The sequence below is a fragment of the Microcoleus sp. PH2017_05_CCC_O_A genome (assembly GCF_020738785.1).
GTDB lineage: Bacteria > Cyanobacteriota > Cyanobacteriia > Cyanobacteriales > Microcoleaceae > Microcoleus.
On the sequence record NZ_JAEQCB010000159.1, the window covers coordinates 1 to 24,468 of the forward strand.

At 44.8% G+C, this 24,468-nt stretch carries 26 protein-coding genes and 1 pseudogene; 10 read left to right on the forward strand and 17 right to left on the reverse strand.

The annotated features are described in order from the left end of the window. From JGK20_RS27775 to JGK20_RS27790, 4 genes are all read left to right on the forward strand, one after another. On the forward strand, nt 1–188 hold a 188-nt coding region (locus JGK20_RS27775), incomplete at its 5' end, for a hypothetical protein (RefSeq protein WP_293180113.1). A 128-nt stretch (nt 189–316) separates the two neighbouring features. Further along, nucleotides 317–838 (forward strand): NYN domain-containing protein, encoded by a 522-nt coding sequence (locus tag JGK20_RS27780; RefSeq protein ID WP_006633075.1) that lies wholly within the window; start codon nt 317–319, stop codon nt 836–838. A gap of 221 nt (nt 839–1,059) precedes the next feature. After that, a complete protein-coding gene (locus JGK20_RS27785) occupies nt 1,060–2,700 on the forward strand; it encodes a 2-isopropylmalate synthase (protein ID WP_293180116.1) in 1,641 nt (546 codons plus the stop codon). A gap of 137 nt (nt 2,701–2,837) precedes the next feature. Further along, nucleotides 2,838–3,638 (forward strand): class I SAM-dependent methyltransferase, encoded by an 801-nt coding sequence (locus JGK20_RS27790; RefSeq protein ID WP_293180119.1) that lies wholly within the window; start codon nt 2,838–2,840, stop codon nt 3,636–3,638. A gap of 154 nt (nt 3,639–3,792) precedes the next feature. Here JGK20_RS27790 and JGK20_RS27795 read toward each other — a convergent pair whose 3' ends face one another. Further along, complete coding sequence (locus JGK20_RS27795; RefSeq protein WP_293203441.1) at nt 3,793–3,924, reverse strand: hypothetical protein; 132 nt, start codon at nt 3,922–3,924, stop codon at nt 3,793–3,795. A gap of 59 nt (nt 3,925–3,983) precedes the next feature. On the opposite strand from JGK20_RS27795, the gene JGK20_RS27800 reads away from it, so the two are divergent. Both JGK20_RS27800 and JGK20_RS27805 read left to right on the forward strand, forming a co-directional pair. Further along, entirely contained in the window at nt 3,984–4,301 is a 318-nt protein-coding gene (locus tag JGK20_RS27800; protein WP_293203443.1) for an antitoxin family protein, read from the forward strand. Then, nucleotides 4,295–4,762: a type II toxin-antitoxin system VapC family toxin gene (locus JGK20_RS27805; protein WP_293203445.1), complete on the forward strand. Its 468-nt coding sequence runs from the start codon at nt 4,295–4,297 to the stop codon at nt 4,760–4,762. The genes JGK20_RS27800 and JGK20_RS27805 overlap by 7 nt, the downstream gene beginning before the upstream one ends. Nucleotides 4,763–4,866: 104 nt before the next feature. Here the strand turns inward: JGK20_RS27805 and hisC are convergent, their stop codons facing one another. From hisC to JGK20_RS27825, 4 genes are all read right to left on the reverse strand, one after another. Further along, complete coding sequence (hisC, locus tag JGK20_RS27810) at nt 4,867–5,913, reverse strand: histidinol-phosphate transaminase (protein WP_293232865.1); 1,047 nt, start codon at nt 5,911–5,913, stop codon at nt 4,867–4,869. Nucleotides 5,914–6,007: 94 nt separating this feature from the next. Next, nucleotides 6,008–6,721: a glycerophosphodiester phosphodiesterase family protein gene (locus JGK20_RS27815; RefSeq protein WP_293180131.1), complete on the reverse strand. Its 714-nt coding sequence runs from the start codon at nt 6,719–6,721 to the stop codon at nt 6,008–6,010. Next, nucleotides 6,718–7,572 (reverse strand): alpha/beta hydrolase, encoded by an 855-nt coding sequence (locus JGK20_RS27820; protein ID WP_293232867.1) that lies wholly within the window; start codon nt 7,570–7,572, stop codon nt 6,718–6,720. Before JGK20_RS27820 ends, JGK20_RS27815 begins: the two co-directional genes overlap by 4 nt. Nucleotides 7,573–7,873: 301 nt before the next feature. Then, the gene (locus tag JGK20_RS27825) at nt 7,874–9,163 is read right to left on the reverse strand and encodes an esterase-like activity of phytase family protein (RefSeq protein WP_293203452.1); all 1,290 of its coding nucleotides are present in this window, start codon (nt 9,161–9,163) and stop codon (nt 7,874–7,876) included. A 21-nt stretch (nt 9,164–9,184) separates the two neighbouring features. Between JGK20_RS27825 and JGK20_RS27830 the strand changes: the two genes are divergently transcribed. After that, on the forward strand, nt 9,185–10,519 hold the full coding sequence (locus tag JGK20_RS27830; protein ID WP_293203454.1) for a tetratricopeptide repeat protein: 1,335 nt from the start codon (nt 9,185–9,187) through the stop codon (nt 10,517–10,519). A gap of 159 nt (nt 10,520–10,678) precedes the next feature. Here the strand turns inward: JGK20_RS27830 and JGK20_RS27835 are convergent, their stop codons facing one another. The 4 genes from JGK20_RS27835 to JGK20_RS27850 form a co-directional block, all read right to left on the reverse strand. Next, nucleotides 10,679–11,200 carry a GNAT family N-acetyltransferase gene (locus JGK20_RS27835; protein WP_293232869.1) on the reverse strand — a complete coding sequence of 174 codons (522 nt, stop codon included), beginning with the start codon at nt 11,198–11,200 and terminating at the stop codon, nt 10,679–10,681. Between the two features lie 222 nt (nt 11,201–11,422). Then, nucleotides 11,423–13,384, reverse strand: a complete 1,962-nt coding sequence (locus tag JGK20_RS27840; protein WP_293232871.1) for a VWA domain-containing protein — start codon at nt 13,382–13,384, stop codon at nt 11,423–11,425. A gap of 6 nt (nt 13,385–13,390) precedes the next feature. Next, a complete protein-coding gene (locus JGK20_RS27845) occupies nt 13,391–13,576 on the reverse strand; it encodes a GNAT family protein (protein WP_363319739.1) in 186 nt (61 codons plus the stop codon). A gap of 31 nt (nt 13,577–13,607) precedes the next feature. Beyond that, nucleotides 13,608–14,141: a GNAT family N-acetyltransferase gene (locus tag JGK20_RS27850; RefSeq protein ID WP_293232873.1), complete on the reverse strand. Its 534-nt coding sequence runs from the start codon at nt 14,139–14,141 to the stop codon at nt 13,608–13,610. A gap of 202 nt (nt 14,142–14,343) precedes the next feature. Here JGK20_RS27850 and JGK20_RS27855 point away from each other — a divergent pair, with 202 nt between their 5' ends. Beyond that, on the forward strand, nt 14,344–16,389 hold the full coding sequence (locus JGK20_RS27855) for an ABC transporter ATP-binding protein (RefSeq protein WP_293232875.1): 2,046 nt from the start codon (nt 14,344–14,346) through the stop codon (nt 16,387–16,389). 176 nt (nt 16,390–16,565) lie between these two features. On the opposite strand, the gene JGK20_RS27860 is transcribed toward JGK20_RS27855, so the two are convergent. From JGK20_RS27860 to JGK20_RS27895, 8 genes and pseudogenes are all read right to left on the reverse strand, one after another. Next, nucleotides 16,566–16,784 (reverse strand): hypothetical protein, encoded by a 219-nt coding sequence (locus JGK20_RS27860; RefSeq protein WP_293180155.1) that lies wholly within the window; start codon nt 16,782–16,784, stop codon nt 16,566–16,568. A 27-nt stretch (nt 16,785–16,811) separates the two neighbouring features. Further along, nucleotides 16,812–18,029 carry a DNA double-strand break repair nuclease NurA gene (locus JGK20_RS27865; protein ID WP_293180158.1) on the reverse strand — a complete coding sequence of 406 codons (1,218 nt, stop codon included), beginning with the start codon at nt 18,027–18,029 and terminating at the stop codon, nt 16,812–16,814. A gap of 316 nt (nt 18,030–18,345) precedes the next feature. After that, nucleotides 18,346–19,140 (reverse strand): HAD family hydrolase, encoded by a 795-nt coding sequence (locus tag JGK20_RS27870; RefSeq protein ID WP_293212729.1) that lies wholly within the window; start codon nt 19,138–19,140, stop codon nt 18,346–18,348. A gap of 47 nt (nt 19,141–19,187) precedes the next feature. Next, nucleotides 19,188–19,896: pseudogene (locus JGK20_RS27875) on the reverse strand (DUF928 domain-containing protein). A 142-nt stretch (nt 19,897–20,038) separates the two neighbouring features. Beyond that, nucleotides 20,039–20,773 carry a DUF928 domain-containing protein gene (locus JGK20_RS27880; RefSeq protein WP_293212727.1) on the reverse strand — a complete coding sequence of 245 codons (735 nt, stop codon included), beginning with the start codon at nt 20,771–20,773 and terminating at the stop codon, nt 20,039–20,041. A 143-nt stretch (nt 20,774–20,916) separates the two neighbouring features. Further along, the gene (locus JGK20_RS27885) at nt 20,917–21,654 is read right to left on the reverse strand and encodes a DUF928 domain-containing protein (RefSeq protein WP_293192845.1); all 738 of its coding nucleotides are present in this window, start codon (nt 21,652–21,654) and stop codon (nt 20,917–20,919) included. A 258-nt stretch (nt 21,655–21,912) separates the two neighbouring features. Further along, nucleotides 21,913–22,056: a DUF928 domain-containing protein gene (locus JGK20_RS27890; RefSeq protein WP_293147648.1), complete on the reverse strand. Its 144-nt coding sequence runs from the start codon at nt 22,054–22,056 to the stop codon at nt 21,913–21,915. Further along, complete coding sequence (locus JGK20_RS27895; protein ID WP_293147650.1) at nt 22,037–22,204, reverse strand: DUF928 domain-containing protein; 168 nt, start codon at nt 22,202–22,204, stop codon at nt 22,037–22,039. Before JGK20_RS27895 ends, JGK20_RS27890 begins: the two co-directional genes overlap by 20 nt. 311 nt (nt 22,205–22,515) lie before the next feature. Between JGK20_RS27895 and JGK20_RS27900 the strand changes: the two genes are divergently transcribed. Together JGK20_RS27900 and JGK20_RS27905 are read left to right on the forward strand one after the other, a co-directional pair. Beyond that, the gene (locus tag JGK20_RS27900; protein ID WP_293232877.1) at nt 22,516–24,288 is read left to right on the forward strand and encodes a CHASE2 domain-containing protein; all 1,773 of its coding nucleotides are present in this window, start codon (nt 22,516–22,518) and stop codon (nt 24,286–24,288) included. Between the two features lie 42 nt (nt 24,289–24,330). Then, nucleotides 24,331–24,468, forward strand: a 138-nt coding sequence (locus tag JGK20_RS27905) for a helix-turn-helix domain-containing protein (RefSeq protein ID WP_293232879.1), incomplete at its 3' end; no start/stop codon positions are given.

The window sequence follows — 24,468 nt, forward strand, 5'->3', positions numbered from 1 at the left end:
GCCACAAGCTTGAGGGTCTAGAGGGATATTTGAATGTCCCACTGTCGCCCTTTTGGGTGGGCCCGAATCCCCGTCGCTTTAGCCCTGGGGAGGTTCAAACCACAGCCTCTACCGAGTTACTGAGAGTCGGGTTTTTGAAGGTTGGTCGATCGAATCCAAGCACCCCTAAAAGAGCCCTCTGGCGGTAGAGGCAAAAATATGAAATACTGGGGGGATGGAGTTTTCTGAAGTTTAATCTATTGCCTCAGTTAGCTCCATATTGCTAAAATGTGATATTTAGATTAACTTCTTTCTACAATTATTAGGTCTAAGTTCTATGACAAACTTAATGAACCGCCTTTCTATTTTTGTGGACGGGAACAATATGTTCTACGCTCAACAAAAGAACGGCTGGTTTTTTGATCCACGCAGGGTGCTCGAATATTTCAAAACTTCGCAGCCAAATGTCATCTTGATCAATGCTTTCTGGTATACGGGTTTGAAAGACCCCCAAGATCAAAGGGGATTTCGAGATGCTTTGATCAGTCTGGGTTACACGGTTCGCACTAAGATTCTTAAGGAATATTACGATGATGCTTCGGGCCGATATTCTCAAAAGGCTAATTTAGACATAGAAATTGTGGTTGATATGTTTAATACGGTGGATCAGTACGACCAAGTTGTGCTATTTAGCGGGGATGGAGATTTTGAGAGGGCGATCGAGCTATTGCGATCGAAAAATACTCACATTACTGTGGTATCTACCGAAGGAATGATTGCTAGAGAATTGCGAAATGCTACTGATAGGTATATAGACCTAAATGAAATTAGGGAACATATTGAGAAAATGGATTATTAGTCAGTTGACAGTTGACAGTTGACAGTTGACAGTTGACAGTTGACACCCGAACCAGTCCGATTTCATTAATCATTAGTTATTGGTCATCAGTCATTAGTCAGGCGTTATGGGTTATTGATTATTAATTATTCGTTATGGGCGCGAAACACCAGACTGGTGACTGGCACTAATTGCCCAGAATAGGGGACAAGTAAAAATCAGGACAACACTTTTTTAGAGCTATGAAAACTCAACCAAGTCAAGACCGGATTATTATTTTTGATACGACTTTGCGGGACGGAGAACAATCTCCGGGGGCATCTTTGAATGGGGACGAAAAGCTAACTATTGCCCGTCAGTTAGCGCGATTGGGCGTGGATGTGATTGAAGCAGGTTTCCCTTTCACTAGCACGGGAGATTTTGAGGCTGTCCAAAAAATAGCTCGGACTGTTGGGACGGAAGATGGGCCGACAATTTGCGGTTTGGCAAGGGCGCGCAAGCCGGATATTAAAACAGCAGCCGAGGCGATTAAACCAGCGGTAAATTCGCGAATTCATACGTTTCTGGCTACGTCTGATATTCACTTGGAATATAAGCTGAAAAAGACGCGGGCTGAGGTTCTGGAAATTGTGCCGGAAATGGTGGATTATGCTAAGTCTTTTGTGGATGATGTGGAGTTTTCGCCGGAGGATGCTTGTCGTTCCGATCGCGAATTTTTGTATCAGGTTCTAGAAAGGGCGATCGAGGCCGGGGCGACTACTGTGAATATTCCCGATACTGTGGGCTACACAACTCCCAGCGAGTATGGGGATTTGATTCGGGGAATTAAGGAAAATGTGCCGAATATCGATCGGGCAATCATCTCGGTTCACGGTCACAATGACTTAGGATTGGCGGTTGCTAACTTTTTGGAAGCTGTAAAAAATGGCGCCAGACAGTTGGAATGCACGATTAACGGGATTGGGGAACGGGCGGGAAATGCGGCGCTGGAAGAGTTGGTAATGGCGCTTTACGTGCGGCGTCAATATTTTAATCCGTTCTTGGGAAGACCTGCGGATTCTGACGAACCCCTGACAAATATTGACTCGCGCCAAATCTACAAAACTTCGCGCTTGGTTTCCAATTTGACTGGGATGTTGGTGCAGCCAAATAAGGCGATTGTGGGAGCAAATGCTTTCGCTCACGAGTCGGGAATTCACCAAGACGGGGTGCTGAAAAATAAGCTGACATACGAGATTATGGACGCTGAGTCGATCGGCTTAACGGAAAATCAAATTATCTTGGGCAAATTATCCGGCCGCCACGCATTTCAAACTCGGTTGAAAGAGTTGGGTTTTGAAATGGCAGATGATGAGCTAAATAAGGCTTTTGTCAAGTTTAAAGATTTAGCCGACAAGAAAAAAGAGATTACCGATTGGGATTTGGAGGCGATCGCCAATAACGAAGTCCACCAAGCTCCCGAACTTTTCCGGTTAGAATTGGTACAGGTTTCCTGCGGGGACAAATCGCGGCCGACAGCCACGGTTACTGTGCGGAATCCGGCGGGCGAAGAATTGACCGATGCTGCGATCGGCACCGGCCCTGTAGATGCGATTTACAGGGCGATTAACCGCGTGGTAAACGTACCAAACGAGTTGATCGAGTTTTCTGTACAATCGGTAACAGCGGGCATAGATGCGATCGGCGAAGTAACAATTCGCTTGCGCCACGAAGGGAAAGTATTTTCTGGACACTCAGCCAATACTGACATCATCGTCGCCTCCGCCGAAGCATACATCAGCGCCTTAAATCGGCTGTACGTGTCATTGCAGCCTAATCCTGAAAAATCCTCCGAACAGCCAACTGCGATCGCAAATCAAGTTGTCGCAGAAGCACAGCGCTGATAAATTGATTCTCAGCCATCCTTGCTAAAATACACCGCAGGCGAACGCCCATCGAAGCAGATAAATCTCAATAAATCTGCGTTAATCCGCGTTCATCTGCGGTTTCATTTTTTTTACCAACAACAAACATTAAAAAAATGCAAGACGAAACTTTAAAAAAAGAGCGACAATTCCACGATGCTTGGGCATCCACAATCGATGTTGACGGCATCCGTGTCAACGATTACTTTGAAGCTTGCACCGCCCCAGAAAATAGATTCATCGTCCAGCACATGGGCGATGTCACGGGTAAACGCCTCTTGGATTTAGGCTGTGGCGCCGGAGAAAATAGCATTTATTTTGCGAAGAAAGGTGCACATTGTGTGGCGGCTGATTATTCTGAGGGCATGGTGGAAGTGGCCATGAAATTGGCAGAGATAAATGGCGTAACAATCGAAGGTTGTACGGTGAATGCCATGGCGCTGGATTTCCCTGACAATAGTTTTGATATTGTTTACGCTTCTAATTTGCTGCACCATTTGCCGGAACCAGAAAAAGCGATTCGCGAAATGTACCGCGTCCTGAAACCGGGCGGCAAAGCTTGTTTTTGGGACCCGATGAAGCACAATCCAGTGATTAATGTTTACCGCAGAATGGCGACCGAGGTGCGGACTGAGGATGAAACTCCTTTGGACATTAATATTGTCAAACTTGTCAAGTCTTTGTTTTCGGAGACGGCTTACGATACGTTTTGGTTGACATCGTTGTGGATTTTTTTACGCTTTTATTTGATTGAAAAAGTGCATCCGAATGATGAGCGTTATTGGAAGAAGATTATTATCGAACAAGAGAGATTGAAGCCGGAATATTCTCGTTTGGAAGGGTTGGATGGGTTTTTGAAGAAGTTGCCTTTGATGAAGCGGTTGGCTTGGAATTTGGCTGTGGTGGCAACGAAGTAATACCAATTTAATGTGAAGTTGCATATATCTCGATCCCCCTAAATCCCCCTTAAGAAGGGGGACTTTGAGCGCTTCCTGTCCCACCCTACAACCAGGGGGGCTAGGGGGGATCGGAATTCTATGCAGCCTCATAAAAAACTGGTATAAGATGATTTTAGTGGTAGGGTGCGTCAGTTTTGAGATGATAAATCACCACCGAAAGTATGATTCTGACGCACCATTGGCGATCGGGTGTGTCAGTTTTGAGATTGTGGGTTTGTAGCAAAAATAATCGTAGCTGACGCACCCTACTTCAAGCTATAAAAGAAGTACAATAAGTCTAAGCATTTAATTAAGAGGCTAATTATGCCAGAAACTATTACTGCTGTCTACGAAAACGGAGTTTTTCGACCCTTGAGTTCCGTGTCTTTCCAAGATGGGGCAACTGTACAAATTAACATTGTAGCTGATGTTTCGCTGGAAGAATTGAAGGACGATCGCGAAAAGGCGATTAAGTTGATGGATGTACGAGGATTGGTGCGTTTTCCCAAAAAACAGAATAAGCTCGATCGAGGCGAATTAATCAAACGCGAGCAGCAGTGGCGCGAATTGATGAAAAAAATGGAACCGCTACCAGGTAAGCCTCTGTCAGAAATCATTATCGAGGATCGTGGCCCGTGGTAAATGCTTATTTTCTCGATACTAGCGCTTTAGTCAAACGATATGTGCCTGAAATAGGCAGTGACTGGATTTTATCGATTACTGATCCTGCTACCAACAGCGATTTAGTTATTAGCCAGATTACTTGGGTGGAGGTACACAGCGCCTTTGCACGCCGTCTGCGGGATGGAAGTTTGTCTGCGGAGCGCTTTGATTTAATTGTGCAAAAAGTTAGGGAGGATTTTGAAAATGAATACCGAGTCATAGATATAAATCCAACTTTGATAGAAACAGCCACCGAATTGGTGATTCAGCATCCGCTGCGGGCTTATGATTCTGTGCAGTTAGCATCAGCTTTGCGGTTTCAATCTACTCTCATTTCGGTGTCGGAAACTCAACTGGTTTTTGTTTCGGCTGACAACAGACTGCTGAATATTGCTCAGTCTGCCGGATTGGCGATCGACAATCCTAATAATTATCCATAATCAAACGGTTGGTAGTGAGGAATGCGAGTCCTCCGATAGATGCGGACTGAAGTCCTCACTACGAACCTGATGCGGACTGAAGTCCTCACTACGAACCTGGTTATCTAGAGGATTTCTTTCAAGGTTTTAAGTAATATTTGATTCTGTTCTTCTGTACCTATACTAATTCGCAATTTATCGTCCAATCGCGGCTGATTGAAGTATCGAATCAATATTCCCCGTTCTTTGAGTGTTTGATAAATCCTTTCTGCATCGCCGTTGGGCGGCCTGACTAACAAAAAGTTGGTTTGCGATCGCCAAACTTCAAAGCCTAAGTCCTGGAAACTAACGGCTAGTTTTGCTCTGGAAGCCTTGATTTTGTCGGCGTTGGCTGTTTTGTGGTCTGAATCTGCGATCGCACTCGCCGCCACCGCATAGGCTATAGCATCAACATTGTAGCTGTCTTTGATTTTATTTAATTCAGCCAACAGTGCCGGATTTGCGATCGCAAAACCCAATCTCAATCCTGCTAGCGAATAACCTTTGGAAAGCGTTCTCAAAACTATAACATTACTGTAGTTTTTTGTCAACTCCAAAGCATTGTTTTCGGCAAAATCTACATAAGCTTCATCGATGACCAGAATGCCAGATAATTCTTGAGCAAGTTTCTCCAAATCTGCCACAGATATCGCTGTTCCCGAGGGACTATTTGGCGAAGCTACAAATGTCACAGAACCTTTAGCTGCTATTAGCAAATCGACGGGTAACTTGTAGTCATCGGGATAGGGAACTTCGACAAATTCTGCATCCTGAATTTCTGCCAGCGTGCGGTACAATACATAGGTAGGTGAGGGACAAACAACGGGTTTGCCAGCTTCGCCCACAGCACGAACTATCAAGTTTAATAAATCATCGCTGCCGTTACCTACCAAAATCCAATCGTCAGGAACCCCCAAGGCTTTACTAGCGGCGATGCGGAAAGTTTTACCAGTTGGATCTGGATAGCGCCGCAGCATTTCTGGGTCTATTTCCTGAAGCACTTTTAAGGCTTTGGGAGAAGGCGGATAGGGATTTTCATTAGAATTTAGTTTAATAATTTTTGTGCCTAGCGGTGGCTGTTCACCCGGCACGTAACCGGACATTTCGTGGATACTTTGGCGAAAATAATTCATCTATTAATTGAGTTTTGTGGAACAGGCAATGAGTTTTGTGGAACGGGCATCTTGCCCGTTCTCGATCGTGGTGCAAGATATCAAGTGATACAAATTATATCAAACAATTAGTGACAATCCGAGTTACACCCAAATCAATTAACTTTTGCATATGTGCGCGATCGTCCACCGTCCACGCTACAATGTCAACTCCTTGATTGCGGGTTTCTGGAATTAGTGCGGGGTTTTCCAATAAAACACGATACAGGCTGGTAATCAAGTTATCGCGATGGGCGACAGCTTGAGACAATTGAGTTTTATATGCTTCTAGATTAGCAACGATGTGTCCGATCGCCAAATCGCCATTTAGCCGCCGCACTTGTCCGAGAAATTTCTCGCTAAACGAGGTAATAACGCATTTTTCTTGAATTCCTGCACGGTGCAAAGTATTGACAAACTCCGCAACTTCTGTATCCGACCATTCGCAGTGAGGCTTGACATCAAAATAGAGAAATTTGTCAACATTCTTGAGGATAGCTAAGGCTTCTTTGAAGGTGGGGATTTTTTCCCGTGAAAATTCATCGCTGAACCATTTACCAGCATTGAGTTTCTGCAAGTCTGACAGGTTTGTTTCCCTGACTTTACCAGAAACTCCGGTGATTCTATCCAGCGTGGCGTCGTGGAAAACCACGGGCACACCGTCAGCCGATAGCTGGATGTCAAACTCGATCGAATCGGCTTTGCGGGCGATCGCCCTGGAAAATGCTGCTAAAGTGTTCTCAGGGGCGATCGCCGAAAATCCCCGATGTGCAATAATTTCTAAATTCACAGTGTTGCGCCCTCTAAAAAATCTGCCACGGTTTGATTGAAACTATCCGGTTGAGTCAAAAAACACCAGTGATTCCCCGGTACTTTGACAATTGTCAGATTTTGCAAGTATGTTTTGTAGGGCTGCATTTGCCAATCCATGCGATTTACGCCTGTTTCCGGCTGTACAAACAAAGTAGGAATATCAATATTTTCCGTTAAACCGGCAACTTCCATCACTTCGGTAAATATCTGATCTCTGGCGGGAATCACAAATTTACTTCCCCAACTTCCATCTAATTTTTGTTCGATTTGGTTTTGGAAGATCATTTGTTGCACTTCACTCCAACCTGCGTATTCTCCCGATTGTTTGGCGGCTGCTTCGGCTTGGGCCAAAGTTGCAAACGGGCCCATACATTTGAGACAGTCTAATTTGCGGTAAACTATTGGTAGACTGAGTTTCATCACAGCGGGCAGTTTGCTGATGAAGATTGGGTCTACTAAAATCATACTCGAAATGCGATCGCCATTCTGCCGCGCCCAAATTAATGTTAGTTTTCCCGTCCAAGAATGTCCGACAATATGGGCATTTTGCCAGTTGAGGTGTGCCATCAAAGCTTCCAAATCTGCGATCGCCCTTGCAAAAGTATAGCCGGTTTCCGGTTTGTCACTCTCTCCGTGGCCGCGCATATCTGGCGCTACAACATGATAGTGGTTCGACAAGTAATTGCCCAAGCTCGTCCAGACACACCCACTATCTGCTAAACCGTGCAACAGCAGCAAACGCGGAACTTTTTCTGTCCCTGTTTGTGAGTTCCATTCTAGATAAGAAAGTTCGATATCTGGTAATTTTAAACTGTGGCGTGCAGGCATATAGAATAAGTTGAAAAACCCATTTTTTGACTAATTTCATGAATACGCAAAAGGTTTGTAGTGAGGACTTTAGTCCGCATCCATAAACTAGGACTAAAATGCTCACCAAAAAACTTGCTAGCAAACCAATGACTCCGAGCCAATAGGTTGCTGATACCAAACATCATCAGGGAGCATCTCATTGTTGCAAAAAATATTTTTTATTGTAGTGCGAGCGTCCCCGCTCGCGAGTATTGCAGGACTCGCGAGCGGGGACGCTCGCACTATTAAATGCAAAACTGAGATGCTCCCCATCATCATCCTAAATTTTACCTTTTAAACTCAACAAAATAAACTGAGTTTTCTGAGCTTCCTCAAAATTATCATCGCTCACCAAAACCACACTTTGGCTACCATCTGGCAAACGCGGGCCGAGAGTCATTCCCTCTAAATTGTACAGCGGAATTCCGAGTTCATTCAAGTCTAATAGTAACTTTTTCCTCACAGGTTCAACCATTCCCAGTGGCCCCTTAAAACTTTCTATTCTAGAAGTATCTGTCGCCGCCCCAACAGCTACTTGATAAATTTTAGCACCGTATCCCGATATCCCAAAGGAACGCTCTAAACTCAAAAATTGACCTCCACCAATCGTTACCAATTCTGTTAATCCGTTCAAAACAGTCATCGGAACTTCGTCTAGCTGGTAAAGATTTTCCGAGACTAATTGCGGAGTTTTATCGACGATGATATAATGTAAAAGACGGAGTTTGCTTGCCTGTTCTGGGTCTAAATCTTGAATTAACGGCGCTGCTGTCGCTGCAAACAACCTAAACGGATCTAAACCGCCCGGACTAAAGGTTTCTGGGTCGATACTCAAGGATTCAAAACCTAAACTTTTCTGGACTCCTTGCTGTTGTTGTTCATCGTTGGTATCGGGGATGTAACGCTTGGGAATTGGCAAATTTCCTCGCAATTTCCCGGTAGTGAGGTCAAATTCTCCGACAAAAGGAGGGCTGGCTTCGCTGGCGACAAATACTGAATTCCGTGGAGACAGGGCGATACCTTCGGGATTGATGGAACCCCAAAGGAAGGTTTCACCGTCTGCTTTTTTGAGGGATGTAACGCCTTCAACAGAAACTTTTTCGAGGCTAATATTGGCTGGATCGCTGGATTTAAGATCGAGTCGGAGACTGTAAAATCTGGCTTCTCCGTTTTCGCTTTTGTCGTCGGAAAGGGCGTAAAAACGATAAGCCTTGGAAGTAACACCACTAATACCTTTGGCGTCGTAGGTGATGCCTGATAAACCGCCGACTGGCGATCCTTCAAAGTTGATTTTTGGCAATTGGTACTCGCCCAAAAAGCCTAGGGATATTTCAGGAAAAGAGCGATCTCTAGCAACGGCGGGAGGGGCCGCGCAAGCTGTGCATACAGTTAGGAAAATTAGAGCTAAACTGAATAGGCGCAAAATGCGTTGGCGAAGCCCGCCCCTACGGGGGCTACGCCAACGAAGAGGATCGCCCAAAGCCTGTAAATTCCAATAATTGCTCAGTGCGGTAAGTTTTATTTTGTTGCTATTGTTGAACAGTTGGCTTGTGTGCCATCTTTGTGACATAATTTATACCGTTTTGTAAGTATGCAAAACTTGATGTTTCGTGCAGGGCTGCCGAATGGTGGCAACCAAATTTTAAGAATGAGAAATTCTTTGCCAATTGGGTGCTTGCTTTGGTTGTGGCTGTGTGCTGGTTCAATTGCTAGCGCCCAAACTAATCCACCACCCCTCGATCAATTTTCTCCTAATCCTCTAGAACTTACCACACCCGATCCCCTAAAACCCGCTACTGAATCTTTGAGTAGCACTCAGCGGGAGGATCTGAGTGCAGCTTTGGAAAAGCTAAGCTTAGAAGCAGCGGCTAAACTGCAAGCTGGAGATGGGGCTGGTGCTTTTGATATTTGGTTTCGAGAATTGCGACTGCGCCGATATCTTGGCCCGGCGGCGGAAATTGCTGCTTTGAGTCGGGTGGGAAGTGTGGCTTGGAGTAGCAATAAAAACCTGGAACTTCAGCTTATTACTAAACGGCTGCAAGCAATTCACAAACAAGTTAAATCGCAAGTGCCGGTAAATACTGAGTTGCTCCCGGCTTTAGCTGCGGCTTTTGGGCAGGTGCGCGCTAAAGGCCCGATCGTAGAAGTTTACCAACAAATCCTCGAAAATGCGCGCCAAAATCAAGATATATTGGCTCAGGGTCAGACTTTAAAGGCGATCGCACTTGTTCACATCAATTGGCTGAGTTACGATAAAGCGGCTCCCGTGTATGAGGAATTGGCAACTTTAATTCAGGAAAACCGCGCTGTATTTGCTGCTAATGCTGCTGTACCAAATTCTGCTGTAACGGCGGGAAATGGCGCGCCACCACAGCCTGTAACTCCTCCGACTGAGGTGGATACTCTGAGACAGTTAGCCTACGTTTACCAACAGTCGAAACAGCCCCTAAAGGCGATCGCAGCCCGGGAAAAACTAGCATCTGTGTATGTCAACCTGCAAAACCCGGCTGCGATACCACCGCTCAAAATTGCGATCGGCACCGATTACCAAACTATAGGTCAAATCAACTTAGCAGCTCAATACTATCAGGAAGCCTACAATTTAGCCGTTCCCATTCAACAGTACGCCCAAGCTAGCGAAGCTTTGGATAAATTAGCACTGCTTTATCGATCGCAAAAACAGCTAGAACCGACTGTGCGAATCTATCAAATGCAGTTGTTGTTGGAAGAACGGGCTTACAATTGGTACGGATTGATGAGTGCTTACGACAATCTCGGTCAAGTTTATCAGGAAATGAAGGATTACAAGAAAGCTTTGGAAGCTTATCAGAAGGGGTTGGAAGTGGCTAAAAGATTGGGACACAGAAAAGAGTATTTTGACAAGAAGATTATTAAGGTTAACAAGCAATTGCAACGGACTTCGTAGTTGTCCGCAGACAATAATGCTAATTTGTGATTGTGATGCGAGTAATTTAGGGAACATCTCAGTTTGGTATTTATAGTGCTGTCCCCGATCGCGTATTGTACAATACGCGAGCAGGACAGCACTCAAAGAAAAATGCTTTTTACAAAAATCAGATTCTTCCTACGAAGATACTGCGGACTTGTAAGTTTCTCGAAAAATAGAATAATACAATACATCAAATTCGTAATAACGAGCATTTTTTTCATATTTCATGCCAACTTTCTGTATCACCCGCTGGGAGGCGATATTTTCCGGGCGGGCGATCGCAACTATTCTCTCCAACTTTAATATGTTAAATCCATAGTTTAGACTAGCAAAAGATGCTTCCGTCACCAATCCTTGATTCCAATAAACTTTATCAAACGCATAACCAAGTTCCACTTCCGGTGTTTTGTCCAGAAAAGCAAGTCCGCAGCGGCCAATCATTTTACAATCTATTTTATGTACTAAAGCCCACATTCCGAAGTTGTGTTCTTCCCAACGTTGGAGCATAGCATGAATGGCGCTTTCTGTTGCTTCTCTAGTTCTAACTCCTGTCAAGTATTTCATTGTTTCCGCATCACTGTAAATACGGTACAGATCGTCTAAGTCATCTGGCGTAAATTGCCTCAGATACAATCTGGCCGTTTCTATTTGTTGCATGATGGACAATCACTATTCTAGCAGGAAAATTGAAGGCATATCCTGGGGGTTCATCTCTATGAGTGCAAGGGCGAAGCATTTCGGCAAACAATTTGTTAGTCATAACCAGAGATTTATTGCCGAAATGCTTCGCCCCTACGAATATATTTGCATAAAGTGAGATGCACCCGAGGCTTGTAACAAATAGATGGGTAAAAGCAAGGTAACTCACACCCTACAAAACTACTTTACTCCTATCTTTGCTACTAGCGTTTTGCAGTTTTCAACTAAACGAATGAACTCTGCCCGATAGCCTTCCTTGTCTTCACCTTTCGCCTGACTCTGCGTAATTAACTGACTCACTGTCTCATTGGGGTTTTTGTAACGCAACTTTACCTGCATCAATTCATCAGTTTGAGAGGTAGAAGCAGTGGCTGGATTCGGTTGATATTTTAATGGATCGACCTCCGGCAATTTGACATCGCTGGCGACACCAACCGGAATAATTTCGTAAATTGCTGTTACCGAATGTCCCGCACCTAATTCACCTGCATCTTTTTTGTCATCGTTAAAGTCTTGATTTTGCAAAACTCTATTTTCGTAACCAACTAAACGGTAAGCTTGAACTTTAGCTGGATTGAACTCTACTTGAATTTTCACATCTTTGGCGATGGTAAATAGCGTGCCTCCCATTTGAGTGACTAGCACTTTTTTGGCTTCCAACAAACTGTCGATATAAGCATAATTGCCATTACCTTTATCGGCTAGCTGTTCCATTTTTGCATCTTGCAAATTGCCAGTACCAAATCCCAAGACGCTCAGAAAGACTCCTTGTTCTCGTTTTTCTTCAATCATCCGCACGAGTTCGCCATCGCTGGAAACGCCAACATTAAAATCGCCGTCCGTTGCCAGAATAACGCGGTTGTTTCCTTGTTTAATAAAGTTGTCTTTAGCAACTTTGTAGGCTAGTTGAATACCTGCTCCGCCTGCGGTAGAACCACCTGCTTCTAGCTTGTCAATGCTATCTAATATCTTTTCTTTTTGGTTGCCCGGTGTTGGAGGCAAGACTAACCCGGCGGCTCCGGCATAGACTACAATAGTGACGCTATCTTTGGCTCGCAATTCGCTGACGAGATATTTCAAAGATGCTTTGACTAACGGCAATTTGTCGGGCGAATTCATGGAACCGGAAACATCGATCAGAAATACGAGATTGTTCGGCGGTAAATTTTTGGTGGAAATGCTTTTTCCTTGCAAGCCAATGTGGACTAATTTGTGTTGGGGATTCCAGGGAGCATTGGCGACTTCTGTATTAATTGAAAAAGGTCGATCGCCCTTTGGCTGCGGATAGTCGTAGGTAAAGTAATTAATTAGTTCTTCGAGGCGCACTGCATCTTTGGGCGGCATCACGCCGCTGTTGATAAAGCGTCGGACATTGCTGTAGGATGCTGTATCGACATCGATGCCAAATGTGGAAAGCGGGTTGTTGCTAGCCCGCTGATAGGAGTTGTCATAAATGCGGTTGTATCCTTCGCGATCGAATTGTTGGGTTTGGGCGGGCAAGGCTGTGGTTGTAGGTGATGGTAGTGGAGTTACTGGCTGATTAATGCCGCCAAAATTTCTAGTTCTTAATGTATCTTGTCCTATAAGATTCCCAGAAGTGCGACTGTCAAGGTTAAGTCTCACTCGCTGAGGGGCTGTTTGGGGAGAAGGCGCTGGTAAAGGTACAGAATTGGGTTCTGAAAGGGGGGGATTTCGATTTTGTTCCAATTCACCACTACGAGCTTCTAATGCGTCAACTCTACCCCGCAGCGTCGCTAATTCAGGGGCGAATTCAGTCTGTAAACGTTGGACTATGGCTAAATCTTCTGGGCCGACTTTTGGCGTACCTGCTGCGATCGCCCGATCGACGTTTACCAAACAACTATTTAAACTTACCGCAAACTCAGAGCGTTTTAAAGGTCGATCGCCCAGAGTAGTACCAACTGGGGCGACAATCGGACAACTGTAGCGTTTTGCTAAGGATAGTAGTGCCTGAAAAGCCCAGCTACTCGGTGCAATGTCAGCCGATTGAGAGACATTTGTGGGAGTTGGTGCGTTGGTTTGGCGATCGACTTCCAGGGCGATCGCACTTTTAGGATTCATCCAGCAAAAAGTTAAAATTACTGGACTTAGCACCACTATTTGCAACAAAAGTTTACGCATAGATTTTTACTCCTGAGAATATTGCGATCGCGATATTGAATAACATACTACATCAGTTTCATAATAACGAGCGTTGTTTTCATATTTGAAACCAACTTTCTGCATCACCCGCTGGGAGGCGATATTTTGGGGGCGGGCGATCGCAACTATTCTCTCCAACTTTAATATTTCAAATTTTGTCTGGCTAAAAATATTTTAGTTGGGTTTCGTTTGAGGTAAAATATTAGAGTCTTGCGATCGCATAATATACTCGATCGCGACCGCAATCGTCAAAATTATGCTGGTATTTCATCCCCACTTTTTCCATTACCCGCCGCGAGGATCTGTTTTCGGTATCTGCAACTGCAACAACTTTGTCTAGTTTCAATACTTCAAATCCATACTTGAGCGTCGCCGCTGCAACTTCCGATGCTAAACCTTTCCCCCAGTATGCTTTTGCTAACACGTAACCGACTTCTACTTCAGGTGTTTTGCCTAAAAATCTCAGCCCCCCGTCCCCGATCAATTGGTTATTTTGTTTGTTGACAACAGCCCACAAACCGAAACCATGTTTTTCCCAATCTCCGATTATCTGAAATAAATCTGCTGCTGTTTCTTCTTTATTTCTGACGCCTTCGCTCAGATACTTCATCACTTCCGCATCGCTGTAGATGCGGTACAGCTCATCTAAATCGTCTGGAGTAAATTGTCTCAGATACAATCTAGGTGTTTCTATCTGTCGGGACAAAGAATTTACTGTAGCTGTAGAAGATTCCATGATTTAACTGACTGTATTTGCTACAATTATTGCTTGGATATATTCTACAGGTTTTCTGCTTAAAGACCGATCGAACTTCCAGCGCCCACCCGCGCTACAAGCTGCGGAGCAAAAAAGCTCACTATCCTGAGCAAAAGCCCCCTAATTTACCAGCAGGCTCGCTTCTGCAATCTAAAATCTAAAATCTAAAATCTAAAATCGAATGACCATTTCCTCACCAGTAGCAGACACCGAAAACCAACCCCGCCGCGATACAGACTGGCGGTTATTCCTGAGGTTGGCATCTTACGCAACCCGCAGCAAACGCTTGCTGATTATTTCGATCGCACTATTAGTACCGCTAGCAGTCTCAGGAGCAATTCAACCGATTCTGATCGGACAGGCAATTTCGGTAATTCGAGCAGAACCTACCTATCAATTTTTACAGGGATTGCCTTTATCTACTGCATTAAATGTTTTGGCAGTCTTGCTGATGCTAACTATAACATTTAGATTGGGACTGCAATCAGTTCAAGGATATTTAGTCACAAAAGTAGGGCAAATTATTACTACTGATATTAGAAATGATTTGTTTGTACACGTCACCTCGCTAGCGGTGCGATTTTTCGATCGCACTCCAGTAGGCAGATTGATGACGCGCCTCACCAGTGACGTGGAAGCTTTGGGAGAGGTTTTTTCCTCAGGGGCGATCGGGATTGTCAGCGATTTATTTTCAATATTAGTAATTGCCATTTTCATGTTTACCATGCAATGGCAACTAGCTTTAATGTTGGTATTAATGATGATCCCAATTGCCGCCATAATCATTTATTTCCAGAACCAATTTCGCATAGCAAATTACACCACCAGAGAAGAACTTTCCGATCTCAACGCCCAACTGCAAGAAAACCTGACGGGTATTGGCGTAGTGCAGCTATTCCGCCGGGAAAGATTCAACTCAGAATTGTTTAACGTTACCAATAAATGCTACATTAAAGCAGTTGATAAAACTATCTTTTACGACTCAGCCGTATCTGCAACATTAGAATGGATTGCTTTAGTGGCGATTGCAGCCGTTTTGTGGATGGGCGGTCAAAGCCTTCTGCAAGGTACAATTAACTTTGGTACTCTGTCTGCATTCATTTTATTTGCTCAGCGTCTCTTCGATCCGCTGCGGCAATTTGCCGAGAAATTTACGGCTATTCAAGCAGGATTTACCGCAGTCGAACGGATTAGCGATATTCTCAACGAACCGATCGAAATTAAAGATCCAATTAGCGGGGCGAAGGAAGAAGGAAAATGGAAGAAGGAAGAAGGAAGAGGGAAGAAGGAAGAAGGAAGAGGGAAGAGGGAAGCAGGAAGAAGGGAATATTATTCGCCGTTGCTGATGGCCGGTCATCCAGAGGCACTTGCTTATAATTTATCTTCAAATGAGCCAGAATTGGTAGAAAGTAATCAAACTCCTGTAACTTCTGAATATCGCCTATCAGCTAACAATCAAAAATCCCTAGTTGCTCATGCCCAATCAAAGCAAGCTGCATCCGGAGAAATCCAATTTGACAATGTGTGGTTTCCTTACAAAGAAAACGAATATGTTCTGCAAGACCTCAATTTTACCATCAAATCCGGCGAAAAAGTAGCATTAGTTGGCCCTACTGGTGCAGGCAAAAGTTCGATCATCCGTCTCTTGTGCCGCCTTTACGAGCCCACCCGAGGACGGATTCTGATCGATGGTATAGATATTCGCGATTTACCTCAAGCAGAATTGCGGAGACACGTAGGTGTTATTATTCAAGATGGCTTTCTATTTGCTGGCGATGTGAAGAGCAATATTAGCCTTGGCGAAAGTTACTCGATGGAGGAGATTCGAGCAGCAGCAGAAAAGACGAATGTTGCTCGTTTAATTGAAGAATTACCTCAAGGTTATGACACGCAATTGCGGGAAAGGGGAACGAATCTTTCGGGGGGACAAAAGCAGTTGTTAGCGTTTGCTCGCGCCGCCATTCGCAACCCCAGTATTTTAGTGCTCGACGAGGCGACTGCTAGTTTGGATGTGGGAACGGAAGCTTTGATTCAAGAGGCTCTGGAGCGTTTGATGGCGGACAGAACGGCTATAATCATTGCTCACAGGCTCTCGACTATCCGAAATGTCGATCGCATTTTGGTGCTCAAACGCGGGCAGTTAGTAGAGTCTGGCAGCCACGAAGAGTTGTTGCAACAAGAAGGTTTGTATGCTAGTTTGTACAAGCTGCAAATGCTGGGAAGTTAGACAGTTGACGGTTGACGGTTGACAGTTGACAGTTGACAGTTGACAGTTGACAGTTGACAGTTGACAGAAGGAAGTAAGGAGAAAGGAATATTTTTCCTAAAGTCGGCAGATTTGCGGTTTTAGATTTTAGATGAGAGAACAAATCTGAAATCTAAAATCTGAAATCTAAAATCGGATTACCTGCCAAAAATTATTTTCCCAAGGGTTTGTGGCAGGTGAGTGATGTGTTGAAAAAGTTGATTTGGCCCGATACCAAACAATAACTGCATCGCCAGCACAATTGCTGCTAGAGCAATCGCTGTACCAACGCTGGCTTTCAATACTTTAAAAGCCCAATTAAATACCAGCCAAGAAACAAGTAAGGAAGCAATTAAGATAATTAACTCTATTGGCATATAACATTTTTAACTCTTATTTTTAATTCAAGCAATACTACCGCGCTTCCGGGTTTCCTTATTAGAAATACCGACATTTTTTAAACCTGCTTTAATCATTTGCTGCTCTAACAAAGCAAAAAAGCTACTTCGATCGCCTCCGGTGACTACTGCTTGGTTGTGGGCTTCTGCTAGCGTCACGGGATAGCCGCCGCCTTTGTGTACTTGAGCTAGCATCATTCCTAAGGCTAAATCTAGCTCTGTCTTATCTTGTGCTACCCATTCCGGAACTTCTATTCTAGCAATTTCTGTGCCAACATGAACATAACAAAAATAGATGGGATTGAGACCGTATAAATCTAAAATTCGAGCGTGGGATTTCCACAACGGGCTTCTTTGTCCGGGTAGCAGGATTGTGGCCCACAAGACGGAATCTCGTAGGGGTTCAAATTCTTGACAAGGTGCTTTTTCATCGAAAGCACTGGTGGCAGAAAATCCGACGTTGGGGCAGTTTGTCATGCAGTCTGGTACTTCGTGGGTGCAAGCTTGAAACCGCAAAAAAGATAAGCTTTCGGTGCTGCGAGAAGCGCTCAAGTATCCTAATAGGGGAATTTTTGCTACGCGCAATTTGTCCCAAGCTTCTAAAATTGGTTGCAAAATTCGATCGCGCGCTTCGCTAGGTAACTGTTCCAAAAACCAATAAATCAGGGAACCATCTACCATTGCCAAAGTTGGCGCGGGTAGTTGATTGTCGTTAAATTTTGCCCAATTGCAGCCCATTTCCGCGAGGGCGATGGCTTCGGAAACGGCGCGCCGGTATCCCATCCACTCTTCGGTTCTAATTCCCCACTGGCGCGAAGCATACAAGTCTTCTGGTTTGTAGAAAACTTCGGGCACGCTGTCTAATACTGGGTGGCGGCTTTGGCCGTAGTGCAGCATGACTGTACCGACGTTGATCAGGTAGCAGTAGGCGATTTCGTGATGGCTGGGTGAAATTTGCGATCCGTCTGTGGCGAAGACTGTGTGGGCGGCGGGCGGTGCGGTGATGTAGGTGCGATCGGACAATGGCTCGATCGGCGTGGCTGCATTGAATAAAGTGCGATCGCTCCAACTCTCTTGCAATTCTACCAATTTTTCTTGTCCCACTGCCGCCTGTTCCAGCAAATTCTGAGCCACTTGCAAACGCTGGCGAGCCGCCAAAGCCTCCACATTCAAATGCTGGCTCATTCCCTGCATTGCTTTGGCTGCTTTAGTTAAATCTAGCATTGGTTTTAAGTCTCAGATTGGTGCGATCGTTCGGAATGCGAAAATAAGGACTAAAGTCCTCACTACGAACCTATTTTATTACAGTCACCGACAAAAAAAAATCGATTTTTTTTGTCGGTATGCTTGATTTTTTGGGGAATTCCTGTTATATTTATATCATAATGGGAATATGTTTAAAAATATTATTTTTGCAACCATCCCATTATATAAAAATACCATACCAGCGCCGCAAAAGTCAACAAAAAAAGTGTAAAATTTGGGGATTTTTTTTGACTCTGCTAAGCGAAAAAAAATCTCCCTCCCAACAAGTCTAAGATCAACATTCGTCAGGCAGCCAATCGACAAAATCTCCGGCAAACTGCGACAGAGAAAGCAATTGAACAGGTGGATTTTGAGCCACAGATTCCCGTTCTGCCAAAGTATTGTAACCCCAGTCAGCCAAAAACAACCTCACCTGAGATAAATCCGGCTGCTGCTTCACCGAGACCAAAGTTTTTAACCGATCTTCCACAAACCAAATAGTCGTATCTTTGCCAGAAGCTGCCAAAAATTCCCGCAATATTTGGTGTTTCGGCTTGTTGTATTCCTTGCCAAAAATTAACTCCGACGGCATTTGTACGCCCGCTAGCTGCAAGAGTTCCCGCACAAAACGGCCTTCCTTGGTGGTGACGATCGCGACTTTGACCGAACTATCCTGTAACGAGTGCAGGCGATCGGCTATTCCGGGATAAAAGCGGTGCAAAGACAGCCACCCAGCTAAATCCTCAGCAATCCAATTATCGCGTAGTCCGTCTAACATTGCGCCGACAGACTGGGGTTTTAAATTATTTTCGGTCAATAACTGCGGGACAATGTTTGGCCAGTCTAGCAAAATTTGCTCTTCGGTAATTCCTGTCAGCAGTGCGCGAATCAGCAGGGGCATTTCCCAACCGGTTTCGATGGCTGGCCTCACTCGGTAAAAACTCAAAGCTAAATCTGCATCGGGGACTATTTCGACTGATTGCCAGATTTGGCAGTAGGTACGCCAAGCGGTTTGGAAATATTCGATTAGTCCGTCACAAATTACACCGTCAAAATCAAGGGCGAGAATTGTTGGAGAGTTATTAGTCATCAAGCGAGTTTAGATTTTAGATTTTAGATTTGGCTAAATAGTCTCGATTAAAAAGACTGAACTAGCGGTTTATAGGCAATCGATTCTAGTTTTTGGGAGTTCAACAATTGCGTCCACTCTGCTTTCAGCATCGGATCGTCAGGAGCTTGTCGCCGCATTTGGGCTAGGGTAGAAATAGTATCGTACCAAATCCCATTTTTAGCATAGGCGATCGCCCTTGAGAGTTTCCTGCGGTGCAATGCGCTGCACGAACCCTTTAACATAATAGTCCGAAGAGCGATCGTCAGGATCGCAAGCCACCAAAAACCACCACTGATATCGCTTCTTAACCTCAATAAATGTTTGGCGATCGGTTTTTTTAGGAATATTGACCTCAACTATCCCGGGCTTGTCAACTTTGAAAGTAGTTTTGTAAACCTCGGTTAGTTTTTCATCGTCAGTTTGCAAAATAAACTCGACTTGAGTCGAATTGAGAGAGACATAGGCAAAGAATGTCGGCGACTCTGTGAGGGTTAAGCCGATATTAGTTGGAGGCATTAAAGGAATAATAGATAAATCCACCGGACAGGGGGAGAGGAACGCAGGTGTTCCTCGTCGGTTGTCGGGGGTTATTAAATCTGGAGGTCTAAAATTAATATTCTGACTCAGCAGAATTGGTGCAGGGACAGCCTGCATCGGTGGCACTAAACTGGGGAGAGTAAGTGCGATCGCAAATGCGGCGATCGCCAGTGCAACCCCATTTAGAAAACGTTTCATTTTTTAACGGCATAACAGGAATGTTGGGCCTGGCATTTTTACTCATCCCTGGGAGTTTGAATCGCAGCGGGCGATCGGCTTAATTTGTCAATCTTCAGATTCTCATAAGAAGGACAAATTAAGCCTTGAGAAATAGGGAGGCTTAAAAAGACTGAACTAGGGGTTTATCGGCGACTGCTTCGAGTTTTTGGGACTTCAACAATTGCGTCCACTCAGTCTTCAGCCGCGCATCATCGGGTGCGACACTACGCATTTGGGCTAAAGTCGCCAGAGTCTCGTACCAAATGCCATTTTTAGCATAAGCGATCAGCTTCGCCCTCGGGTCGGGATTTGCCAAAGCGCTCTTGAGAGTTCCTTGCGGTTCAACTCGCTGCATCCATCCTTTAATAATATAATCTCCCGATCGTTCCTGAGGATCGCAAGCCAGTGCAAACGACCAGACATATCGCTTACCAACCTCAATATTTTTTGTCTTACCTTTGTCAGAAAGGCTAACTCCCACAATTCCAGCTTTGTCAACTTTTAAACTAGATTCGTAGACTACTTCGGATTCATCTTCGTTTAGCAAAACAAACTCTACTTGAGCCGCCGGTTGAGAAACATAGACAAAAAATGTTGGCGACTCTGTTAGGGTTAAGCCAATATTGCTTTCAGGTATTAAGGGAGTAATCGATAAACCATCCTGCAACTGACAGCCTCGATGCGCTCCCCCTTGGCGGTTCTCGGGGGCTGTGACCTCTGGGGGTGTGAAATTAACATTCTGACCCAGGGGAGTTGGTGCAGGGACAGCCTGCATCGGTGAAAACAAGCTGGGGAGAGTAATTGCGATCGCCAATACAGCGATCGCCAGTGCAGTAAAATGTAGAAAACGTTTCATTTTTTTCACCAGATAGAATAAAATCAGGGTTCGGATTTTTACTCCAGACTAGGAGTAAGAATCGCAGCGGGCGATCGGTTTAATTTGTCAATCTTCACAGCCTCAGAAGAAGGACAAAAGAAAGCCTTGAGAAATAGGGAGGCTTAAAAAGACTGACCTAGCGGTTGATCGGCAACTGATTCGAGTTTTTGGGACTGCAACAATTGCTTCCACTCGGCCCTCAGACTCGCATCATTGGGTGATCCTCGCCGCATTTGGGCTAGAGTACCAATTGTATCGTACCAAATATTATTTTCAGCATAAGCGATAGCCCTAGCCATAGGGTCAGGATTTGCCAAATTTTTCTTGAGAGTTTCCTCGGGTTCAATGCGCTTCACAAACCCTTTAACAAAATAATTTCCCGACGGATCGTCATTGCAAGCCACGGAAAACGACCACTGATACCGCTGGTTAACCTCCAGAGTTTTTTTGCCCTCCCCTTTGTTGGGAATACTGACTTCTATTATCCCCGGTTTGTCAACTTTGAAAGTCGTTTTATAAGCATCGATTCCTTTTCCATCGTCAGCTTGCAATGTAAACTCCACTTGAGTCGAAGGGTGAGAAACATAGGCCAAGAATGTTGGCGATTCTGCTATGGTTAAACCATCATTGCTTTTAGGTATTAAAGGAACAATAGATAAATCCTGCGGACAAGCATTCCCTCGATGCGTCGCCGATTGCCTGTTGTCGGGGGCGTCTACATCGGGAGGTTTAAATTTAACATTCTGACTCAGCAGCATTGGTGCAGGCACTGCCTGCATCGGTGGCAGGAAACTGGGGACACTAAGTGCGATCGCACATACAGCGATCGCGAGTGCAGTAAAATGTAGAAAACGTTTCATTTTTTCACCAACCTTATAGATATATTATAGATCGCGTCTCTACTGTTAGTCTGGAGTTCTCAGCCCGGGCGCGATCCGGTCAAGTTTTGATTGTTCGCATCGCCATCAAAAGAAGGAAAAAAGTTCAATAAATAGCGATTTTTAAAGAGACTCAACCAGCGATTGACCTACCACTGATTCCAGTCCTTGGGACTGAAACAATTAGGTCTACTTGGCTCTGGGTCTCGCATATCTCGGTGTCTGTCGCCGCATTTGGGTTCAAGTAGCGAGAGTTTCGTACCAAATCTCATTTTTAGCATAAACTTCGAGCCACGTCATCGGGTCGGGATTTGCCAAATCGCTATTGAGAGTTGGCTGGGGTGCGATGCGCTGTACGAACCCTTTAACAACTGTATCTGCCATCTGCCGATCGAGCGTCTGGTTCGCAAATCATCGAAAACGATCGCACGTAACGCTTGCCAACTTCTAGTGATTTGTTGCTGTCCCCCGTAGCGAGAATGCTAATTTCAACAATCCCGGATTCATCAACTTTAAATGTTTTTTGGTACATAAATTTTTTCTCCCTGCTGGCGACCAATATTTTTGAGAAGCTAGTCTCACACCGCAGATACAGAATTTGAACCTTGACAAATCAATAACATTAATTAATTGGAGCTGCAACTGGATTCTGGGGACGGTAAATCCAGCGGTCGAGGTCGCGACTGTTATTCCATATACATTTCGCTGGTAGCGAAATGTAAAGTTTTGTTACAAATCGGTCGGAGTTTCCGGGTGTTCTAAGATGGAGGAAGTCTCGTGTAGGTGCCGACAAGCAACATAACTGCTGTTCGGTGAAACGAGTCAAAATTTTATATTGTGGCAATGACTAAAATATCTAACAAATTTCTATCTGACAAAATTCGTTCGGCAGCGGCTCAATTGAGTCAACTGTATAAACCATCACTAACAGTTGTTAGCTCTGTATTAATTGCCACCGCGGCAGTAACATTATCGTTGGTCGGGACTAGACACCTAGGAATACTGGAACCAGTAGAATTAAGCGCTTACGACCAAATGCTGAGATGGCGTCCCGACGAAAAGCCAGACCCGCGCTTGCTAATTGTGGGGATTACCGAAGCAGATATTCAGAAACTAAAGCAATGGCCGATATCCGATCGCAAAATAGCTGAAATATTACAAAAACTAGAAAAAATGCAGCCGACAGTCATCGGCTTAGATGTACTGCGAGATGTACCTTTAGGAGAGGGGCGTGAGGAATTAACTAAAGTTTTACAAAAAAGCGATCGAATTATCGGGGTATGTTTAGTCACCGACGGAGGCCCCGACACTCCCGGTTCTCCCCCTCCTCCGGGAATGTCAGCAAACCGGGTGGGATTTGCAGATTTTGGAATCGATCCGGGCGGCATACTCCGCAGGGCTTTATTATTTATGAAACCACCGATAATTAAGGGCGATAATTCGGTAGAAAAACATCTTTGCAATGACAATTCTCAAGTTTTAACTTCCTTCAACCTCCAGCTATCACTCCGCTACCTGCAAAAGTATAAAATTTTTCCCAGACTGGCAGCAGATCAATCTTTATGGCTGGGAAAAACCAAATTTAAAAAATTAAAAAGCAATGACGGAGGATATAGCAATGTCGATGCGAGGGGATATCAAATACTAATTAATTATCACTCCAGGAGCCAAGTCGCAAACAAAGTCACAATTACCGATGTTTTACAAGGGAAAGTCAGTCCGAATTTAGTTAAAGATAAAATAGTGCTGATCGGTTACACCACAGAAACCGTTAAAGATGTATTTTATACTCCTTACAGTGGGCAGCAGCAAAAAAACCAATTCATGCCGGGGATCGTGGTACACGCACAAGTAATTAGCCAAATTTTGAGTGCTGTTTTAGACAAGAGACCGATGTTTTGGTTTTGGCCGGAATGGGCAGAAATCCTGTGGATTGCAGGATGGTCAATTGTGGGAGGAACCATGGCATCGCGGATGGCTCACCCATGGAAGCTGGCGCTGACATTCGCAGCAATACTGTCGGGGTGTGGCGCGATCGGTTTTGGGATTTTTCTGTTGGGAGGGTGGGTGCCTGTAGCAGCGCCAGCCTTAGCATTAATTCTAACTGGTGGCAGCATTGTATCAGCAGACAGATTTAATAAATCGGCATACGGGAAAGCAATTACCGATCGCGTAAAACAAGTATTCAAAATCGAAATAGACCAAGCCCAAAAAGAACAACAAGTTGCAGACATTGTAGAATCAGATTTCTTTAAAGAATTGCAGCTCAAAAAAGATGAACTCAAAAGTAGCAAAAAAGATACCTCTGAAAAAACTCCGTCGGATCCCCAAGAAATAACGCTCGGTGCTGCGGCTCTTCCCCAGGCCCAAAGCGAGGCAGACGAATTCTTAGCTCAGTTGCAGCTAAAAGCCAAACAGCAGAAGCAGCGGGCCGCCGCGACTGGATCGGAAAGCGACTCAAAAACAGAAAGCGCGATCGATCCTGGCGCGAGTGCTAGTTCTGGCGAAACCCAACCTGATGAGGGGTTCAGCGATTTGCAAGCCAGGGCAAAGCAGATGCGGCAGCGCCGGAACGCAGACAAAAAGATCGAAGAGCAAGACTTAAGTGGCAAATAGTTTGCTAAACTTATCTAAAGTTGATTGCTGAGAGTCAGTTCCATGTTTGCCGTCAAGCGAGCGCTCAAATTGAATAATACTGAAGCGACCTTGATGGCAAAACACGCAGGATTTCGGCGCGTGGTATTTAACATGGGTTTGAGCCTGCGAGTCCAAATGTACGGTGCAGGTGAGTTTTCC

Coding starts and splice junctions, on each gene's coding strand:
- JGK20_RS27780 (WP_006633075.1), top strand. CDS start 317: ATGACAAACTTAATGAACCGCCTTTCTATTTTTGTGGACGGGAACAAT.
- JGK20_RS27785 (WP_293180116.1), top strand. CDS start 1,060: ATGAAAACTCAACCAAGTCAAGACCGGATTATTATTTTTGATACGACT.
- JGK20_RS27790 (WP_293180119.1), top strand. CDS start 2,838: ATGCAAGACGAAACTTTAAAAAAAGAGCGACAATTCCACGATGCTTGG.
- JGK20_RS27800 (WP_293203443.1), top strand. CDS start 3,984: ATGCCAGAAACTATTACTGCTGTCTACGAAAACGGAGTTTTTCGACCC.
- hisC (WP_293232865.1), bottom strand. CDS start 5,913: ATGAATTATTTTCGCCAAAGTATCCACGAAATGTCCGGTTACGTGCCG.
- JGK20_RS27820 (WP_293232867.1), bottom strand. CDS start 7,572: ATGCCTGCACGCCACAGTTTAAAATTACCAGATATCGAACTTTCTTAT.
- JGK20_RS27825 (WP_293203452.1), bottom strand. CDS start 9,163: ATGTCACAAAGATGGCACACAAGCCAACTGTTCAACAATAGCAACAAA.
- JGK20_RS27830 (WP_293203454.1), top strand. CDS start 9,185: ATGCAAAACTTGATGTTTCGTGCAGGGCTGCCGAATGGTGGCAACCAA.
- JGK20_RS27835 (WP_293232869.1), bottom strand. CDS start 11,200: ATGCAACAAATAGAAACGGCCAGATTGTATCTGAGGCAATTTACGCCA.
- JGK20_RS27840 (WP_293232871.1), bottom strand. CDS start 13,384: ATGCGTAAACTTTTGTTGCAAATAGTGGTGCTAAGTCCAGTAATTTTA.
- JGK20_RS27850 (WP_293232873.1), bottom strand. CDS start 14,141: ATGGAATCTTCTACAGCTACAGTAAATTCTTTGTCCCGACAGATAGAA.
- JGK20_RS27855 (WP_293232875.1), top strand. CDS start 14,344: ATGACCATTTCCTCACCAGTAGCAGACACCGAAAACCAACCCCGCCGC.
- JGK20_RS27860 (WP_293180155.1), bottom strand. CDS start 16,784: ATGCCAATAGAGTTAATTATCTTAATTGCTTCCTTACTTGTTTCTTGG.
- JGK20_RS27865 (WP_293180158.1), bottom strand. CDS start 18,029: ATGCTAGATTTAACTAAAGCAGCCAAAGCAATGCAGGGAATGAGCCAG.
- JGK20_RS27870 (WP_293212729.1), bottom strand. CDS start 19,140: ATGACTAATAACTCTCCAACAATTCTCGCCCTTGATTTTGACGGTGTA.
- JGK20_RS27880 (WP_293212727.1), bottom strand. CDS start 20,773: ATGAAACGTTTTCTACATTTTACTGCACTGGCGATCGCTGTATTGGCG.
- JGK20_RS27885 (WP_293192845.1), bottom strand. CDS start 21,654: ATGAAACGTTTTCTACATTTTACTGCACTCGCGATCGCTGTATGTGCG.
- JGK20_RS27890 (WP_293147648.1), bottom strand. CDS start 22,056: ATGGCAGATACAGTTGTTAAAGGGTTCGTACAGCGCATCGCACCCCAG.
- JGK20_RS27895 (WP_293147650.1), bottom strand. CDS start 22,204: ATGTACCAAAAAACATTTAAAGTTGATGAATCCGGGATTGTTGAAATT.
- JGK20_RS27900 (WP_293232877.1), top strand. CDS start 22,516: ATGACTAAAATATCTAACAAATTTCTATCTGACAAAATTCGTTCGGCA.